At 59.2% G+C, this 18292-nt stretch carries 9 protein-coding genes and 1 pseudogene; 7 read left to right on the top strand and 3 right to left on the bottom strand.

What is annotated here, in order from left to right:
• Nucleotides 1–8 precede the first annotated feature (8 nt).
• From NVV94_RS20305 to imm45, 6 genes and pseudogenes are all read left to right on the top strand, one after another.
• Nucleotides 9–10472, top strand: coding sequence for a hemagglutinin repeat-containing protein (locus NVV94_RS20305; RefSeq protein ID WP_258444160.1), 10464 nt, complete (start codon nucleotides 9–11; stop codon nucleotides 10470–10472).
• Nucleotides 10472–10702 (top strand): hypothetical protein, encoded by a 231-nt coding sequence (locus NVV94_RS20300; RefSeq protein WP_258444159.1) that lies wholly within the window; start codon nucleotides 10472–10474, stop codon nucleotides 10700–10702. Before NVV94_RS20305 ends, NVV94_RS20300 begins: the two co-directional genes overlap by 1 nt.
• Nucleotides 10703–10900: 198 nt before the next feature.
• Nucleotides 10901–11194: a hypothetical protein gene (locus tag NVV94_RS20295; RefSeq protein ID WP_258444158.1), complete on the top strand. Its 294-nt coding sequence runs from the start codon at nucleotides 10901–10903 to the stop codon at nucleotides 11192–11194.
• Nucleotides 11191–11742, top strand: a complete 552-nt coding sequence (locus tag NVV94_RS20290; RefSeq protein ID WP_258444157.1) for a DUF6990 domain-containing protein — start codon at nucleotides 11191–11193, stop codon at nucleotides 11740–11742. Before NVV94_RS20295 ends, NVV94_RS20290 begins: the two co-directional genes overlap by 4 nt.
• Nucleotides 11743–11821: 79 nt before the next feature.
• Nucleotides 11822–12732, top strand: a pseudogene (locus NVV94_RS27000) (hemagglutinin repeat-containing protein); the annotation flags it as partial.
• A gap of 1060 nt (nucleotides 12733–13792) precedes the next feature.
• Nucleotides 13793–14122 (top strand): Imm45 family immunity protein, encoded by a 330-nt coding sequence (gene imm45, locus NVV94_RS20275; RefSeq protein WP_258444156.1) that lies wholly within the window; start codon nucleotides 13793–13795, stop codon nucleotides 14120–14122.
• Nucleotides 14123–14436: 314 nt separating this feature from the next.
• Here the strand turns inward: imm45 and NVV94_RS20270 are convergent, their stop codons facing one another.
• From NVV94_RS20270 to purM, 3 genes are read right to left on the bottom strand one after another with little or no spacing between them, the layout of a single operon-like run.
• The gene (locus NVV94_RS20270; RefSeq protein ID WP_258444155.1) at nucleotides 14437–15147 is read right to left on the bottom strand and encodes a DUF3108 domain-containing protein; all 711 of its coding nucleotides are present in this window, start codon (nucleotides 15145–15147) and stop codon (nucleotides 14437–14439) included.
• Nucleotides 15148–15155: 8 nt separating this feature from the next.
• Nucleotides 15156–15806 carry a phosphoribosylglycinamide formyltransferase gene (purN, locus tag NVV94_RS20265; RefSeq protein ID WP_258447760.1) on the bottom strand — a complete coding sequence of 217 codons (651 nt, stop codon included), beginning with the start codon at nucleotides 15804–15806 and terminating at the stop codon, nucleotides 15156–15158.
• 11 nt (nucleotides 15807–15817) lie between these two features.
• Nucleotides 15818–16876 (bottom strand): phosphoribosylformylglycinamidine cyclo-ligase, encoded by a 1059-nt coding sequence (purM, locus tag NVV94_RS20260; protein WP_258444154.1) that lies wholly within the window; start codon nucleotides 16874–16876, stop codon nucleotides 15818–15820.
• 358 nt (nucleotides 16877–17234) lie between these two features.
• Here purM and NVV94_RS20255 point away from each other — a divergent pair, with 358 nt between their 5' ends.
• A complete protein-coding gene (locus NVV94_RS20255; protein WP_258444153.1) occupies nucleotides 17235–18287 on the top strand; it encodes a DUF2066 domain-containing protein in 1053 nt (350 codons plus the stop codon).
• Nucleotides 18288–18292 lie beyond the last annotated feature (5 nt).

The raw sequence follows: 18292 nt of genomic DNA, 5'->3' as shown, positions 1-18292 counted from the left end.
TTCTCGACATGGACGTTCGCCACGTTGCCTTTCTGGCTCGCCAGCCTTCTGCTGCCCTGATTTCTCGCGAGCGTTTCTGCGGGATGCCCAAGCGCGGGTTGGCATTCCTGTTGGCCAACGTCATGTTCTGGCAACCGCTGCTGGCTCAGGCGGACGGCATCGTCGTCAGTGCGCCAGGCACCAGTCTCGGTCAGGCGGGCAACGGCGTACCCATCATCAACATCGCCACCCCCAATGGCAGCGGTCTATCCCATAACCAGTTTCACGATTACAACGTCGGCACCCAGGGTGTGATCCTCAACAACGTCGCGGCGCAGACCGGCGCGACGCAATTGGGCGGGATCATCGTCGGCAATCCCAACCTCACCAACCAAGTCGCCTCACAAACCATCCTCAACGAAGTCAACGGCGGCAGCCCCAGCCAGTTGCGCGGCTACACCGAAGTGGCGGGGCAATCGGCTCGCGTCATCGTCGCCAACCCCTACGGCATCAGCTGCAACGGCTGCGGTTTCATCAACACCCCGCGCGTGACCCTGACAACCGGCAAACCAGTGTTGGACAATGGTCGCCTCGATCGTTTTCAGGTCGATCAGGGCAGCGTCTCCATCGACGGCGTCGGGCTGAACGCCAACAACGTCGACAGCTTCGAAATCATCACCCGCAGCGCGAAAATCAATGCCGAGATCCAGGCGAAAAACCTGACCATCGTGGCCGGACGCAACGACGTCAACGCACAGACTCTCAACGCCACCGCCCGGGCCGATGATGGCAGTGACAAACCGCAACTGGCCATCGACTCCTCGGCCTTGGGCGGCATGTACGCCGGGGCGATCAAACTGGTGGGCACCGAAGCTGGGGTCGGGGTGAAACTGGCGGGCAACCTGGCCGCCAGTGGCGGTGATATCCAGATCGATGCCAACGGCCACCTGAGCATCGCCCAGACGGCTGCTGGCGCCGCGGTCAATCTCAAGGCTGCGAGCCTCGACGCGCAGGGACCGGTCTACGCCGGCAGCGCCGTCAGCGTCCAGACCCAGGGCGCCCTAACCAACCAGCAAAGCCTCGCGGCTCGCGACAGCATCACCCTGAGCGCCGGCGGCCAGTTGACCAACAACGGCATCATCGAAGCCGGCGTCAATGCCGACAACAGCCGCAACGCCACGGGCGACGTCAGCCTGAAAGCACAGACCCTGCGCAACCCCGGCAGCGTGATCGCCAGCCGCGATCTCGACGCCCGCGTGAGCCAGACCCTCGACAACAGCGGCGGCACCCTCAGCGCGCAAAACCGTACCCAAGTCACGGCATCGACCCTGGACAACCGCAATCAAGGCCGCGTGCTTGGCACCGGCAGCCTGGGTGTGACCGCCGACCGCTTACTCAACGGCCAGGGTGGCCTGGTCAGCGGTGGCGGCGCGACGAGCCTGAAGGTCAATGAAGTGAGCAACGCCGGCGGGCGTATTTCCAGCAAGGCGGACCTTACCGCCGAGATTGCCACCCTCAATCAGCAAGGCGGTGAATTGGTCGCCCAGGGCAACCTGAGCCTGACCGGCACCAGCCTCGACAACCGCAACGGCGGTCTGGTCGGCGCAGCCAAGGCACTGACAGTCCGTGTCGATAACGTCGATAACCGCGCCGGCGAAATCTCCAGCGCTACTGGCGTTAAGGTCTTCGGTCAGCATCTGAACAACAGCGACGGCGGCAAAGTCATCGCCGGCACTGAACTGGGCCTGACCGTCACTAACGTGGTCAACCAGGCCGAGGGCCTGTTGTTCAGTCGCAGCAGCGCCACCTTCAATGGTTTGAGCCTGGACAACGGAAGTGGCACCATCCGCGCCCTGTCCGTGCTGGATATCAGGCTCGATGGTGCGCTGAGCAACCTCGGCGGCCTGATCAGCAGCGAAGGGCTGCTCACAGTCGGTGCCGGCAGCCTGGACAACAGCGGCGGCACCCTGACCAGCCGCGACAAGCTCGACCTGACAGTCGCGGGCCTGCTCGACAATCAGAACCAGGGGCTGATCAGCGCCACGACATCGCTGAACATCAACAGCGCCGCGCTGAACAACCAGAACGGCGGCGCCTTGCTCGGCAGCGCCATTGCCATCGACTTCGGCAATGCCAGTGGTGACCTGAATAACGCCGCCGGCCTGATCACCACGGCCGGGCAACTGAGCATCGGCCACCTGCGCGACCTGAACAACCAGGGCGGCGAAATCTCCAGCAGCCAGAGCTACAACCTGGCCGGCCGCACCCTCGACAACCGCGCAGGCAAACTGATCAGCAGCCAGCAACTGGACCTCGACGGCACCACCGTGCTCAATCAGAATGGCCTGATCTCGGGCTGGGAGGGCCTCGGCGTCGCCGCCGGCAGCCTCGACAACCGCAACAATGGCACGCTCTCCAGCCGCAACGGCGATCTGGCCGTCAGCGTCGATGGCGCCTTGCTTAACAGTGGCGCTGGCGCGCTGGTCAGCCAGAAAACCCTCACCGTCAATGCGGCAAGCCTCGATAACAGCAATGCCGGCATCCTGCAAAGCGGCAGCGACCAGACCCTGACCGTCAGCGACCTGCTGAACAATGCCCAGGGTGGCCTGATCGACAGTGGCGCGGCCTTGACCCTTCAGGCCATGGCCCTCGACAACAGCAGCGGCTCGATCAGCGCCCAGCAGGCCCTCGGTTTCACCGGCACTTCGCTGGACAACAGCAGTGGCAGCCTGATCGGCAATGGGGCCGTCACCCTGGACCTGCTCGGCGCCCTGACCAACACCAGCGGCAAGCTCGCCAGCGCCGGCCCGTTGCTGCTGCAGCGGGCCAGCCAGATCAACAACCAGGGCGGCCAACTGGCCAGCCAGGGGCTGATGACGCTGCTCACCGGCGGGCTGGACAACCGCAATCGCGGTACCGTCGCGGCCACCGAGCAACTCACCCTGACCGCCACTGGCGCCGTGCAGAACAGCGCCGACGGCCTGATCTACAGCCAGAACGGCGGCCTGCAACTGCAAGCCGCGAGCTTCGCCAACAGCAAGGGGACGCTGCAAAGCCAGGGCGACCTGGGCGTCAACGTCACAGGCGATATCGACAACCAGAGCGGAAGGATCCTGGCACAAAGTGGCGACCTGAACATCAAAGCCGTCAACCTCGACAACCGCGGTGGCGTGTTGTCCAGCCTGCAAGCCGCGTTTACCGCCCACATCACCGGGGTGTTGAAAAACGGCTACGACTTGACCAACAACAACCAGGGCGGCATCACCCAGGCCCAACGCCTGAGCCTGACAGCGTTGGCGGGCATCGACAACCGTGGCGGGCGCATCGCTGCGCAATCGGGCGATGCGATCATCAATAGCGGTAACATTGACAATCGCAGCGGCGGTCTTTACGCAGAAGGTCGGATCGCTGTCACGGGCAACAGTCTTGACAATAGCGCTGGCCAGATCGCCGGCAATCGAGTCGACCTGAGCCTCGCCGGTGTCCTCAACAACCGCCTCGGCATTATCGAAAGCGACAGCACCCTGACGCTCAATGCCGCCAGCCTGGACAACCAGACCGGCCAACTCCGCGCCCTCGGCACCAGCGGCACAACCCGCTTCCTGATCGGCGGCCTGTTCGACAACCGCAACGGCAACCTCGAAAGCGCCAACACGGACCTGACCCTGGCCGCCGGCGGCTTCCTGAATACGGGCGGCACGTTGCTTCACGTCGGCAACGGCACCTTTGACATCACCACCGCCAACGTCATCAATGCCGGTGGCAGCCTGGTCACCCGTGGCGGCCTGACCCTCAATGCCAATAGCTGGACCAACAGCAGCGTGATCCAGGCCGGGCGGCTGAACGTCAACGTCAACACCTTCAGCCAGACCGCCAGCGGGCAATTGCTGGCCTCGACCAGCCTGGTCGGCACTGGCGTGAACTGGAACAACGATGGGCTGATCGCCAGTGACGGCAGCCTGTACCTGGGCCTGGCCGGCACCTATGCCGGCAATGGTCGAGTGAGCAGCCTGGGTAGCCTGACCCTGGAAGCCGGGCAGTTGTACCTGCCCGCAACCGCGAGCATCGCGGGCGGCGGGGCGACGCAAGTCAATGTGGGAGGGCTGCTGACCAATCTGGGCCGGCTGACATCCGCCAATTCGCTGACCGTCAACGCCGGCACGCTGAATAACTACGGCACGCTCGCAAGCGCGGCAAAACTTCAGATCAATGCGACTACTTTGCTGAATGATGCAGGAGCGCTGATTTTTAGCGGTGGCGATATGGCGATACGCGCCAATAGCATCACCAATAAATTGTCAGATATTTACAGTATGGGCAGGGTTGGAATAGCCAGGGATGTAAATGGAGCTAGATCGGCCTTGTTGGAAAATATATCCGGCGTGATTGAGAGTGCGGGGGATTTCTCTATCAGGGCCGACACTATTGTCAATGACAGAGCGAATTTTAGCGTTGCGTCTGAGTTGTACTCTTCTGCCATCGGCATCCGTTGCTATAACTGCGACTCGCCAGGGACCCGATATACCGGTGAGAAAGACTCTCACTTCGTATGGGCGCAGAAGTACCGGTCAATTGTTGTCGCGGATGAAAATTCAAAGGCAGGCAGTTTATTCTCTGGTGGGAATTTAGATGTTCAAGGCGGTAGTTTTAAAAATCATAACTCCACGGTTGGAGCGGTTAAAGATATAAGCATCAGTGTTGCCAATTTTGAGAATGCTGGGAGTGCCTTGGGTGATTATGTAGATCTGAAGTGCCTGGATTATCCAACTCACAGTGTGGATGTTTTTGAGGGTTTGATCGAATATAATAAATATAACGACGCTGAGTATAATAAGGATTTTCATTTTTGGACGACAGCTGGTCAGGAGTCAATGGTTGCTCCTGAAGCGTATACATGCTGCGGCCCACCGCGTGAGCACAGTGTTTTTCAACGTTTTGGAACCATCACTCTCAATTTTGGCGGTGGTCATGACATCAAGCGCACCCTTCACTTGGGCGATTCTCTTTACTCCTCGGGCCTGAGAACTGAAGCGCCGGCGGTTATAAAAAATGCATCGGTATTTGCTGAGCAAAGAGTCGTAGCTGCGGGGACGAGCTTCGTCCCGGCCGTCATTCAGGCCGGCGGCAATGTCACCATCAATGCCAGCAACAAAATCAGCAACGGTGTTGAACGTTCGTGGGCTGCGCCCGTAACTGGCAATAACCGCAATGCGAGTACCGGAGCCGCCGGAACGGGCACTCCAACCATCATCCAGGTGAACAGGCAACTGCCGCCCGACCTTGCGCAGCAGCAAGTCAACCCGCTGGCGCTTCCCGGCTTCAACCTGCCAACCGGTCAGAACGGCCTGTTCCGCCTCAGCGGGCAAGGCGCGACGGCAGTCGATAACGGCCCGCAAAGCTGGACCCTGGGCGGTGCCAGCGTCGGCGCGGCACAACGTCAGCAAGCCCTGCCGGATGCACGGGGGCGGGGCATCAACACCAGCGCTCCCGACGGCCAGACGGGCCCGTTGAGCGTTGCCAAAGTCCAGGGCCTGCTCGGCAGCACCCAATCCAAACCGCACAAGTACCTGATCGAAACCAACCCGGTACTCACCGACCTCAAGCAGTTCATGAGCTCGGACTACCTGCTGTCCAACCTCGGCTATGACCCCGACCAAAGCGCCAAGCGCCTGGGCGACGGCTTCTACGAACAGAGGCTGATCCAGCAAGCCGTGGTCGCCCGCACCGGCCAGCGCTTCATCGACGGCCAGGCCTCGGACGAGGCGATGTTCCGCTACCTGATGAACAACGCCATCGCCAGCAAGAACGCGCTGAACCTGGCGCTCGGCGTGTCGCTCACCGCCGCGCAGGTCGCCGCGCTGACCCACGACATCGTCTGGCTGGAAACGGCCGAGGTCAACGGCGAGCAAGTGCTGGTGCCGGTGCTGTACCTGGCCAACGCCAACAACCGCCTGGCCGCCAACGGCGCCTTGATCCAGGGCAGCGACGTGACCCTGATCGCCGGGCACGACCTCAACAACGCCGGCACCCTGCGCGCCAGCAGCAGCCTGGCCGCCAGGGCCGGCAACGACCTGGTCAACAGCGGCCTGGTCGAAGCCGGCGAGCGCCTCGACCTGCTGGCCGGCAACACCCTGAGCAACAAGGCCGGCGGCCTCATCGCCGGGCGCGACGTCAGCCTCACCAGCATCAGCGGCGATGTGATCAACGAGCGCAGTGTCACGGGCTTTGACTTCAGTCATGAAGGCAAGAGCCAACATCGCGACTACCTCGACAGCGCTTCGCGGATTGAAGCGACCCACGACCTCACGATTGATGCCGGCCGTGATTTCTCCAGCATCGGTAGTGTCATGCAGAGTGGTCGTGACACGGAAATCCATGCCGGTCGCGATATCAATATTAGTTCGCTACAGGAGCGCAGCAGCGATACCTACGGTAGCCGTTACCTGAACGAACAAATCACCCAACAGGGCTCCAGCCTCAGCGCAGGCCGTGACATGGTCATGGACGCAGGTCGTGACCTCACCGCCATCGCCAGCCGCATCGACGCCACTCGTGACATGGCCTTGTCGGCAGGCCGTGATGTCACCCTGGCGTCGGCCGCAAATGAGAGCCACCGCTACGGCAAGACCAAGAAGGTCACGGCTCAGGAGGACCACGTCCAGCAGCAATCCACCACCCTCAATGCCGGTGGCGATATATCGATCAGCGCAGGCCAGGACCTCGCTGTGGTCGGTAGCCAAGTCCAGGGAGCCGGTTCCGTCGCTCTGGATGCCGAGCGCGATGTCAGCATCCTCTCTGCGCAGAATGAGGATTACTCCTTTTATTCGAAGAAAACGAAGGGGTCGTTCGGGAGAAGCAAAAGCCAACAGCGCGAAAGCTACGACAGCACTAACGTCGCCTCGGTCATTCAGGCTGGCAAGGATCTGACGGTCAACGTCAGCCAGGACAGCCAAGGCGCCATCAGCCTCAACGGCGGTCGCCATGTTGCGGTGGTGGGTAGCCAGCTCAAGGCGGGCAATGACCTGCTGGTTGGCGGACAAGGCAATATCAGTGTGTTGTCCGCACAAGAGGCGCACGGCTCGTCCTACAGCAAAAGCAAGTCGGGTTTTGGCGGCCTGTCCAAAAGTGGCCAGGCCCAGTTGAACACCGCCACCACCCAGGTTGGCAGCGAGTTGTCGGCAGGCAATGACGTAGTGGTCGCTGCCGGGAAGGATATCGTCCTGAATGCCAGCCAAATGCGTGGTGAGCGCGATGTGGAGCTGCGTGCCGGGCTACTTGATCCCAGTGGCGATGTCACTCTCGGTGCGGCCAACGACAGCGCCTACAGCTATAACGACAAATACAAGAACAAGGTCGGCCTATCGCTCTCCGACAACTTTCTCTCGGTTGCCAGTAAGGATAACGCCGGTCAGGAAAGTACCCGTTCCGATAGTGTTGGCAGCCAGGTCAGCGCTGGTCGTGACGCGCTGGTGCGAGCCAGCCGGGACGTGAACGTAGTCGGTAGCGGTATCGCTGCCGAGCGCAATCTCACCGTTGGCGCGGGGCGTGATGTGAATATCCTGGCAGGTGAGAATAGCCAGGATCAGCGCCAGTGGAAAACCGAGAAGCGGGTTGGCGTCGCAGTCGATAGCGACCGAAACGGGTTCACCGATTTCGCCGGGGCCGAGCAGCTCAACAACAAGGACCGCAGCGCCCAAGGCACTGCAGTCTCCAGTCAATTGGTCGCCGGCCAAGACATCAATGTTCAGGCCGGACGCGATTACAACCAACAGGGATCGGACCTGGCGGCAGAGCGCGACATCAAATTGCGGGCCGGACGTAACCTCTCGATCGACACGGCGAGCGAGTACTCCCTACAGGAAGAAAGCCGAAGCCGGGAGCGTCAGGGCCTTACCGCCAATGTCAGCCACAACGTGGGCAACACGGTCGATGCCCTGAGCAGTGTCGGGAAGGGCGACAACAACATCAGCAAAGGCTCGAGCGTGCTCGGCGCCGTCGACGCCGCGAATCAGTTCACCTCCGGGCCGACCACTTCAGCCCATTTCGGCCCTTCGCGGCAAACCAGCAGTGATAGTTACGAAAGCCAGGGCAATAGCCCTTCCAGCCTCAGTGCGGGGCGTGACATCACGGCGATCGCCGGCAACACCATCAACATCAAGGGTAGTCAGCTGGACGCTGGACGCGATATCACCCTGGTGGGCAAGGACATCACCCTCGGCGTGGCCCATGGCGTGGACGGCAGCGTCAGTAAAAACACCCGCAGCCAGGGCGGCATCAATGGCCAGACCAGCAGTGGCAGCGCACGCGTTGGCGTTGGCGGCAGTCGAGGTGAAGCCGCCGAAGAGCAGTGGCAAGGCAGCAGCACGCCGAGCCAATTGCAAGCCGGGCGCGACATAACCCTTGATGCCGCCAACGACCTGACCCTGATTGGCACGCAGGTCAAGGCTGGCCGCGATATCGACCTGCACGCCGGTAATGACCTCAACATCCGGGCTGCACAGAACGATTCCGACAATCAGTCAAACCGCCACAGCGGTAGTGGTGAAGTGGGCATCGCTGTCGGCGGCAAGGACCTCATTTCCGTTTACGCCAGCGTCGACATGGGCCGAGGCAAGCTGGAGCGCGACGGCCAGAAGCAGCAGGAAGCCTACCTCTTTGCCGGGGACCAACTGCGCTTCAACAGCGGCAATGACACCACCATCGCCGGTGCAACCTTGCGCGGTAAAGATGTTATTGGCCGGGTTGGCGGTAATCTCACCGTTGCCTCTCTGCCGGATACGGGCGAGGTCAGCGGTAAGCAGTTGGACGTCAGTGCCACGGTGAGTGTGGGCTTGGCGGGCGGGAGTCTCAGTGGTTCGGTCGGCACCGGCAAGGCCACCGGCAAGACCGACTGGGTCGAGCAGCAGACCAGCATTACCGCCAAGGACAAGCTGGACATCCGCACCGAAAACCACACTCAACTCGATGGAGCACTCATCGCCTCCGACAGCGGCAACCTCAAACTCGACACCAACACCCTCGGTTTCCGCGACATCGAAGGCGTCGACAAGGAGCACAACTACTACATCAACGTTGGTGGCAGTTGGGGCTGGAGCGGCGGCGACAGCAAAGCCGCCACGGCCAACACCATCACCACTGACGGCAGTATGGAAGGTCGGGGCGAACGCGGTGGCACTGCCTGGAGCGTCAGCGGGTACAACTACGAAAAGGACCGCGAGCAAATCGTCCGCGCGACCGTGGGTGCAGGTGACATTGTCGTTCGCAACGATGCGCAAACAGGGCAGGACTCCAGCGCTGGGCTGAACCGCGACATCAACAAGGCCTATGAGGTCACCAAGGATCACGAAGAACAGACCGATCTTTATATCAGCAAGTCTTCGCTGGAGGGTGTTGCGCATCCGACGGAGACCGCAGAGCGGTGGGGGAACGAGCTCCAGTACTACGACCAGGCAGCGATCGCCAACTTTGACCAGGCGGGCGCGTTGATCAGTGGGACTCTCAATCAACTCGACACACTGTTGCACCCAGGACTGCCTGCCTCCGCCGTCAAGGCGGGAGGCGAAGAAATCGTCGGACAAGCGCTGGATGCATTGATCGCAGCGGGCTACAGCCGGCAGGAGGCCCGCGACATACTTTCCAATCCGCAAGTCCGCAATGGTGTGCTGGCTGAGCTGAAGAAAATCAATGACCTCAAGCCTGCGGACTTGGAGCAAGCGCAGAACGGTTTGATCGCTGCTGGGATCGATCTTGCAGGCGCGATAGAGCTTGCGCCGACTGATGTGAATGCCGAGGGACCAACGGTTCAGCAGCAGGTACTCGATAAAGCAGTCAAGATCAATAATTACCTGCAGGAGCATCCCGACCAGATCAATGCGGTCAACATCATCCTGGCGGCAGCACAAGGTCCGAAGGGGGTGATTACTTATGCGCTGAATGAGGTACTGAGCGGCTCCCCACTGGGCGAAAAATTTGTCGAGCTGAACAATCTGGCCGGCCAGAGGCTTGCGGAGGAAATTGAAGGTCGCCCTCTAGACCCAGCGAATCCGGGTGAGCGACAGCTCATCGGCGGCGGCGTCTTGATGGCGGGGTTTGTGCTAGGTATTGTTGGTGAGAAGGCGGCGGGGAGGGTTGTCGGCGCAAAAGGAACCGCAGCAGTATCAAGTGAGGCTGCAAGTGTTAATGCTCAAGCTGCTTTGAGGGCAAAGCTTTCAGGGTTGCAGAAGGCACAACAGACAGCAGCTGTCACGAAGACGCTCCCTGATGGACGAATTCGTTATTACACACAGGAAGTACCTGCTCGAACTGAAGGCACTACTCGTGGCGCATCGTTTGCCACAGAGTACAGTCCTGCGACTGGCTCCACCAGGCAATGGATGGAAAGCTATGATCATTCAGGAAATGTCATTCGGGTTCACCCTAAGAGTATTAATGGGCAGCCAGTTAGCGCGCAGCACTATCCCCCTACAGGTGCAGAGTTGGAGAGCTGGAAATAATGTATTCACAAGCTGATCTGGCTATGGATCTAGAAAAAACAATGGTTAGAGGTTTCGATGTCGCTAGGGTTGCTAAAGTGGCGTTCGAAATTTATCAAGACCATGGTCTAGAAATTACAGCATCTATGGATCGTGCACTGCTCACACTGATGGCAATGGAGGAGGGCGAGGAGTTTGAGTTAACTGAGTCTGAATTTTTGGCTCTGGTCTCAGAGATTAAAGCTATGTAGATAGTGTAAAGGGACGGGCTCTGCATCAAATGTCGTTCTTTTCGAGAGGCAGCGTGCAGGTTATGCAGCCCAAGAAATAAGAAATGCACAACCTGTCGGAAGTGCGCTTAAATATGACCCGCTTCATCGTGCTCCCAGCTATGTGATTGATCAGATTCCAGAGAAAGGGAGGCTCTTCGCTATTCTCATGGATATAAAGTGAGCCAGAAGGAAGTTTCTTTTGACAGTGCATGCGGAGTTGGTCGCTGCTGGCCAGACATTGTGGCGAGAGCGCCCGATGGAAGTATTCGTATTATTGAGGTCAAGACTGGTAGTACTGATCTTAGTATTCGCCAGTCTGAAATTTTTCCGCAGATTCGTGATGGTAGCTCCATTCCGCGAGGGAAAGTGGCGAGAGATTTTGGTCTAATTCCAGGCAAGCCACTCAGAGAGCAAGGTTATCCCAATGGAATTCCGGTTGAGACAATGAACTTCCCAGGGGCTAAGAAGTGAAAGAAAAGGAAATATTGCCAACCCTAGAAGAGCTTGGCTGGAGATGCAGAAAAGATGAGGTTGGAGACTATTTTTGCCTCATGGACCTTGGCAAGGTGCAGGTTCAGATTATTCCGGCTATAGGGAAGCGTTCTGACCATTTCAGGGTTTCATTAATGCCGTCCCTTTCTACGAAGACTTTTACAGAGACTGTTGAATTTATATTGGGTGAGGCTGGAGGTTTCGATCCAATAATTGTGAGCAATGACGTGCCGGAGAAAATAGTCGATTTCTCATTGGATGATGTAACTAGACTTTCTCAAGCGGCTATATCTTGGGCTTCTGCTCAAGATATAGAAAAAGGCTTGGCAGCTTATAGAGCTTTGCCAACAAACTCGAAGGGGGCTATGCCGTTGCGGCATTTGGCTGCTTTGGCGATGGCTGGAGACGTAGGCCGCCTTGCAAGCTATCAACGCAGCTTCGAACAGGGTGACAGATTAGGGTTTGTTCCGTATATCACTTTGGAAATGATAGATCGCGCGCTTTTGATAGCACGAGATGTACAGTGATGCTATCACCCAACACCAGCCTCGCGCCGGGGAAATAGGGGACAGGGGAAATAGGGGACAGAGAACGATTTTTTGACGATTGCAAAATCGTGATCTGTCCCCTATTCCTGCTTCCCCTATTCCTGCTGTCGGCGGCAAGGACCTCATTTCCGTTTACGCCAGCGTCGACATGGGCCGAGGCAAGCTGGAGCGCGACGGCCAGAAGCAGCAGCAAGCCTACCTCTTTGCCGGGGACCAACTGCGCTTCAACAGCGGCAATGACACCACCATCGCCGTCGCAACCTTGCGCGGTACGATGTTATTGGCCGTGTTGGCGGTAATCTCACCGTTGCCTCTCTGCCGGATACGGGCGAGGTCAGCGGTAAGCAGTTGGACGTCAGTGCCACGGTGAGTGTTGGCTTGGCGGGCGGGAGTCTCAGTGGTTCGGTTGGCACCGGCAAGGCCACCGGCAAGACCGACTGGGTCGAGCAGCAGACCAGCATTACCGCCAAGGACAAGCTGGACATCCGCACCGAAAATCACACTCAGCTCGATGGGGCACTCATCGCCTCCGACAGCGGCAACCTCAAACTCGACACCAACACCCTCGGTTTCCGCGACATCGAAGGCGTCGACAAGGAGCACAACTACTACATCAACGTTGGTGGCAGTTGGGGCTGGAGCGGCGGCGACAGCAAAGCCGCCACGGCCAACACCATCACCACTGACGGCAGTATGGAAGGTCGGGGCGAACGCGGTGGCACTGCCTGGAGCGTCAGCGGGTACAACTACGAAAAGGACCGCGAGCAAATCGTCCGCGCGACCGTGGGTGCAGGTGACATTGTCGTTCGCAACGATGCGCAAACAGGGCAGGACTCCAGCGCTGGGCTGAACCGCGACATCAACAAGGCCTATGAGGTCACCAAGGATCACGAAGAACAGACCGATCTTTATATCAGCAAGTCTTCGCTGGAGGGTGTTGCGCATCCGACGGAGACCGCAGAGCGGTGGGGGAACGAGCTCCAGTACTACGACCAGGCAGCGATCGCCAACTTTGACCAGGCGGGCGCGTTGATCAGTGGGACTCTCAATCAACTCGACACACTGTTGCACCCAGGACTGCCTGCCTCCGCCGTCAAGGCGGGAGGCGAAGAAATCGTCGGACAAGCGCTGGATGCATTGATCGCAGCGGGCTACAGCCGGCAGGAGGCCCGCGACATACTTTCCAATCCGCAAGTCCGCAATGGTGTGCTGGCTGAGCTGAAGAAAATCAATGACCTCAAGCCTGCGGACTTGGAGCAAGCGCAGAACGGTTTGATCGCTGCTGGGATCGATCTTGCAGGCGCGATAGAGCTTGCGCCGACTGATGTGAATGCCGAGGGACCAACGGTTCAGCAGCAGGTACTCGATAAAGCAGTCAAGATCAATAATTACCTGCAGGAGCATCCCGACCAGATCAATGCGGTCAACATCATCCTGGCGGCAGCACAAGGTCCGAAGGGGGTGATTACTTATGCGCTGAATGAGGTACTGAGCGGCTCCCCACTGGGCGAAAAATTTGTCGAGCTGAACAATCTGGCCGGCCAGAGGCTTGCGGAGGAAATTGAAGGTCGCCCTCTAGACCCAGCGAATCCGGGTGAGCGACAGCTCATCGGCGGCGGCGTCTTGATGGCGGGGTTTTTGCTAGGTATTGTTGGTGATAAGGCGGCGGGACGGGTTGTCGGTGTAAAAGGTAATAACTCCCTACTTCTACCAGGTAATCAGACTGTTGCTCAGTTCGAGAAAGGTTTGTCCTATCTACCACCGGGAGAAAGGGTTGCTCAAATTAAGAGTGTTGCATCAGTTATTACAGCAGCTAATGGCATGGTAAAAGATAATAAGTTGTCTAAATTAAATGGTCGTGATGTTTATAAAGGGAAGGATGGCAATTTATACGCATTAGATACGCAGCATGGGCGCTTTGAAGTGGTGAGCTCAAAGAGCGGCAAGCATTTGGGAGAGGTTGATTTTGGTTTAAGTCAAACTAAGCTGCCTGATAGGTCAGGTGGTCATGATTTAAGGGTGAGGTAAAATGGGAGAATATTTTAAGTTGATTGCGGTTGAGGGGGATTTTGTTTTGCGCGGAAGTATATTGAGGGTTCCTGGGAAGTGGCCTTATGAAAAGTGTGTTGATTTTATGATTTTTGAAACGCAGGATGAAGATAGGCCATATGGGTTGATGATAAGTTCAGGATATAAAGCTGGGCTGATATTGATTCGTCTTCCCAAAGAAGGCTGTTTGGATGGTGGTGGAGTAAGTAAGGCTTGGTTGATTTCTAATTGGGATAAGTGGGTTTATCCGGATTGCGATGTTGCAGATGTTTATCTGATTGATGGGTATAAGCCTGATTCAATTGTTTGAAACTTATTAATTGGAGTAAAAGACGCAGTAGCGGCCCTAGAAGAAGCGACTGTTCTTTTGGTCGGTAGAGAAAGTATTGGTCCCGCGAGCCAATACAATTGGATGTTCAGGGGTGGAAATAGGGGACAGACCACGATTTTTTGACGATTGCGAAATCGTGGTCTGTCCCCTATTCCTACAAATTCGGCACTTTTAGTACGCTGGCCATAAAAAAATGCCCCCATACCTTTCAATACGGGGGCATTCCTTGAGTACATCGCAGATTGAGGTCTATCCAATCTGACAAGGCAGGGCCCTTGTATGGCCCATCAGCTTCAGTTGCCTTTCACAGCCTTGCCATCAACTGTACCGTCCTGAAGCATGATGTTGTACTCCTTGCCGTCAGTCTCGACCTGTTGCAGGCGGACCAGCAGGTAGTCCCAGTCCTTGGCGAACCAAAGCACGGTGATGCGCTTGCTTTGCGTCGGGTCACGCACGCGCTCGACCTTGATCGCATCGACCTTGCCGGCCTTGGTCTCGACGGTTTCCGTGCCCAGTACGCGGAAGTCGTAGGTGTCGACTTCGTCACCGTCGACCACCTGGTAGCTGATGCTCTTCTTGCCCAGGGCAACGTCATGTTGCAGGGCCAGCTGGTAAGTCGATTTGTCGAGGATGCCACGGTTGAGCGGCAGATTGACGGCATCGCCGCGGTCGGTGCCGGTGACCTTTTTCGATGACCAGTCGAAATCCAGGTCGACTTTCTTGGCCTTGCCCAGGCCGCCACGTTCGAAGTGGTAGGACTGTGGCATCAGTACATCTTTGTCGACGCGCAGGGTGCTGACTTCGGTCAGGCTGGCAATCATCATCGAGGCCTTGAAGCTCAAGGTCCAGACGCCGCTGCCGGTTTCTTTCAGGCTGCGTTCGGCGGTGCCGCTCATGGGCAGCTGCTTCCAGTCGGCGGTGTAGCTGGCGGAGAAGGGCTTCAGGTCCGCCGCGTGTACGGGCAGTGCGAGCAGAGCGACAGCGAAAAGCAGGGCGCGACGCATAAAATCTCCTAGGGTCGAATCAAGTGGCCGCTGGCCGCCAGGGGCTGGCCATCCAATAGTGCACCTTGATCGCCGAGGCTCAAACGGCCTTCGGCGAACCAGCGTACGGCCAGCGGGTAAATCTGATGTTCCTGGGTATGAACCCGCTGTGCCAGGGTCTCTGGTGTGTCGTCCAACTCTACCGGTATTACAGCTTGTACGACCAGCGGTCCGCCATCGAGTTCCTCGGTGACGAAGTGCACGCTGCAGCCATGCTCGTGGTCGCCGGCTTCCAGCGCCCGTTGATGGGTGTGCAGGCCTTTGTATTTGGGCAGCAGGGAAGGGTGGATGTTCAGCAGGCGGCCCTGATAATGACGGACGAAGTCGGCGCTTAGAATGCGCATGAACCCGGCCAGCACGACAAGCTTTGGATTGAAGCCGTCGATCAGTTCCATCAGGGCGGCGTCGAAGGCCTCGCGACCCTCGAACCCCTTGTGATCGAGCACCCGGGCCTCGATGCCCGCATCGCGGGCACGTTGCAGGCCGTAGGCGTCAGCGCGGTTGGAGATCACCGCGCCGATGCGGGCCGGGCTGTCCCCGGCCTGGAGGTTGTCGATCAGCGCCTGCAGGTTGCTGCCGGTGCCCGACAGCAGCACCACTACATCACAGGTTGCGGGCATCGTTGTGGGCATCAGTGCGCCTTGAGGTTTTTCAGCTCGACCTGGGCTGCGCCTTCGGCGGCGACGCCGATCTGGCCGATGACCCATGGTTGCTCACCGGCTTCGCGCAATACGTTCAGGGCCGTGTCGACCTGGTCCTGGGCCACGCAGATGACCATGCCGACGCCGCAGTTCAGCACGCGGTGCATCTCGGTTTCATCGACATTGCCTTTCTCTTGCAGCCAGTCGAAGACTGCCGGACGTTGCCAGCTGGCCACGTCGACCACGGCCTGGGCGCCTTTTGGCAGTACCCGCGGGATGTTGTCGAGCAGGCCGCCACCGGTGATGTGGGCCATGGCCTTGACCGCGCCGGTATCCTTGATCAGCTTGAGCAGCGGCTTGACGTAGATGCGGGTCGGGGCCATCAGCAGGTCGGTCAGCGGCTTGCCGTCGAGCTGGATGTTCTCGATGTCGGCACCGGAGACTTCGATGATCTTGCGGATCAGCGAGTAACCGTTGGAGTGCGGGCCGGACGATGGCAGGGCGATCAGTGCGTCACCGGTCGCGACTTTGGAGCCGTCGATGATCTCGGCCTTTTCCACCACGCCGACGCAGAAGCCGGCCAGGTCGTAGTCTTCGCCTTCGTACATGCCGGGCATTTCAGCGGTTTCACCGCCCACCAGCGAGCAGCCGGACAGTTCGCAACCGGCGCCGATGCCGGTAACGACCTGGGCCGCGGTGTCGACGTTGAGCTTGCCGGTGGCGTAGTAGTCGAGGAAGAACAGCGGCTCGGCGCCGCATACCACCAGGTCGTTGACGCACATGGCGACCAGATCGATGCCGATGCTGTCGTGCTTGTTCAGGTTCAGCGCCAGGCGCAGCTTGGTGCCGACGCCGTCGGTACCGGAGACCAGAACCGGCTGTTTGTAGCCGGCCGGGATTTCACAGAGGGCGCCAAAACCGCCCAGGCCGCCCATGACTTCCGGGCGCGCAGTACGCTTGGCGACGCTCTTGATGCGTTCGACCAATGCTTCACCGGCGTCGATGTCTACACCGGCGTCCTTGTAGCTCAGGGAGGGTTGCTTGCTCATGATCCAGGCCTTTAGGGGGGATTCGTGGAATCGACCGTGACCTGTCAGGGATTGCGGAACAGCCTTCTGTTCCCGCTGCCTGACCGTCTCCGGTCTGCGAAGGCGCGCGATTTTATCAGGGTTACCCGGTAGCGGCCATCCTCAGGCCGACGGGCAGGCCCGATATGGCAGAAAAATATTTGCTTGAACTCTCCGACTGGTTGGCGCGCCGGGGGCTGTATAAGGTATAGCAGTGACTTCGTGACAAAATCTTGCGCTGGCGGCTTGAATGTTTTGCTCGAAAGTGTGGTCACAATGGCTGTTCAATCGTTTGCACGCGGCTTGCCAGGCTCGCGTCTCTGCCCGTCGGGAACCCTTCATGCGTCTGTGTAAATACTTGTTGGTCAGCTGCTTATTCCTGCTCAGCCTGTCCGGGCATGCCGAAACCGTCAGCAACCTGTACCAGGTGCGCGAACCGGTCGATGGCCAATCCGCCGAGGAGAAGGCCCAGGCCACCCAACGGGCACTGGAGACGCTGGTGCTGCGCCTGACCGGCGACCCCAAGGCATTCCAGAGCGAAGGCCTCGCCGAATTGCGCAAGGACCCGCAGCAAATCATCAGCCAGTTCGGCTACGAAGCCGGCCCACCCGAGTCGCTGCTGGTGGATTTCGACCCGGTGACCACCGACCGGGCCTTGCGCAAGGCCGGCCTGGCAAAATGGGGCAACAACCGTCCGGCCATTCTCGGTTGGTGGCTCAATGACAGCTCCGAAGGCTCCAGCCTGGTCGGCGACGGCCAGGGCAGCGCCCAGCCGCTGCGCCGTGCTGCCCAGCATCGCGGGCTGCCACTGCGCTTGCCACTGGCGGACCTTGACGAACAGGTCGTTGCCACCGCCCAGAACCTTGAGGGTACTGACCCTGCGCCCCTGCGCGCGGCTTCCGCACGGTATGACGCCGATGCCTTGTTGGCGGTGCACGCCACCGAGGCCAACGGTCAATGGCAGGCCACCTGGCGCCTGTGGCTGGGCGATCAGCGTGAGCAGGGCACTGTCCAGGGCGCCGACCCGGCAGCATTGGCCGATGCGGTGATGCTGGCCATTCATGGCCGCCTTGCGCCGCGCTTCGTCGCCAAGCCCGGGGCCAGCAGCGTCATGCTGCTGCAAGTTCAGGGCATGAACCTTGAGCGTTATGCCGAACTGAGCCGGATACTCGAACCTTACGGCTCGCGCCTGAAGAGCGTCGAGGGGGACAAACTCACCTACCAGGTGACCGGCAGCGCCGATCAGCTGCGGGCTCAGCTGGGCCTGGCCAAATTGCAGGAGCTTCCCGCCGAGGCACCGACCGCACCGGTTGCGACCGTCCCTGCCGCAACCCCGGGCGCGCCACCCGTGGCTGCGCCACAACCTTTCACGGGCCTGCGCTTTCGTTGGTAAGTGCA

The sequence above is a fragment of the Pseudomonas sp. LS1212 genome (genome assembly GCF_024741815.1).
Taxonomy (GTDB): domain Bacteria; phylum Pseudomonadota; class Gammaproteobacteria; order Pseudomonadales; family Pseudomonadaceae; genus Aquipseudomonas.
The sequence above is the reverse complement of the archived record's forward strand: the minus strand, read 5'-3'. Positions and strand labels throughout refer to the sequence as shown.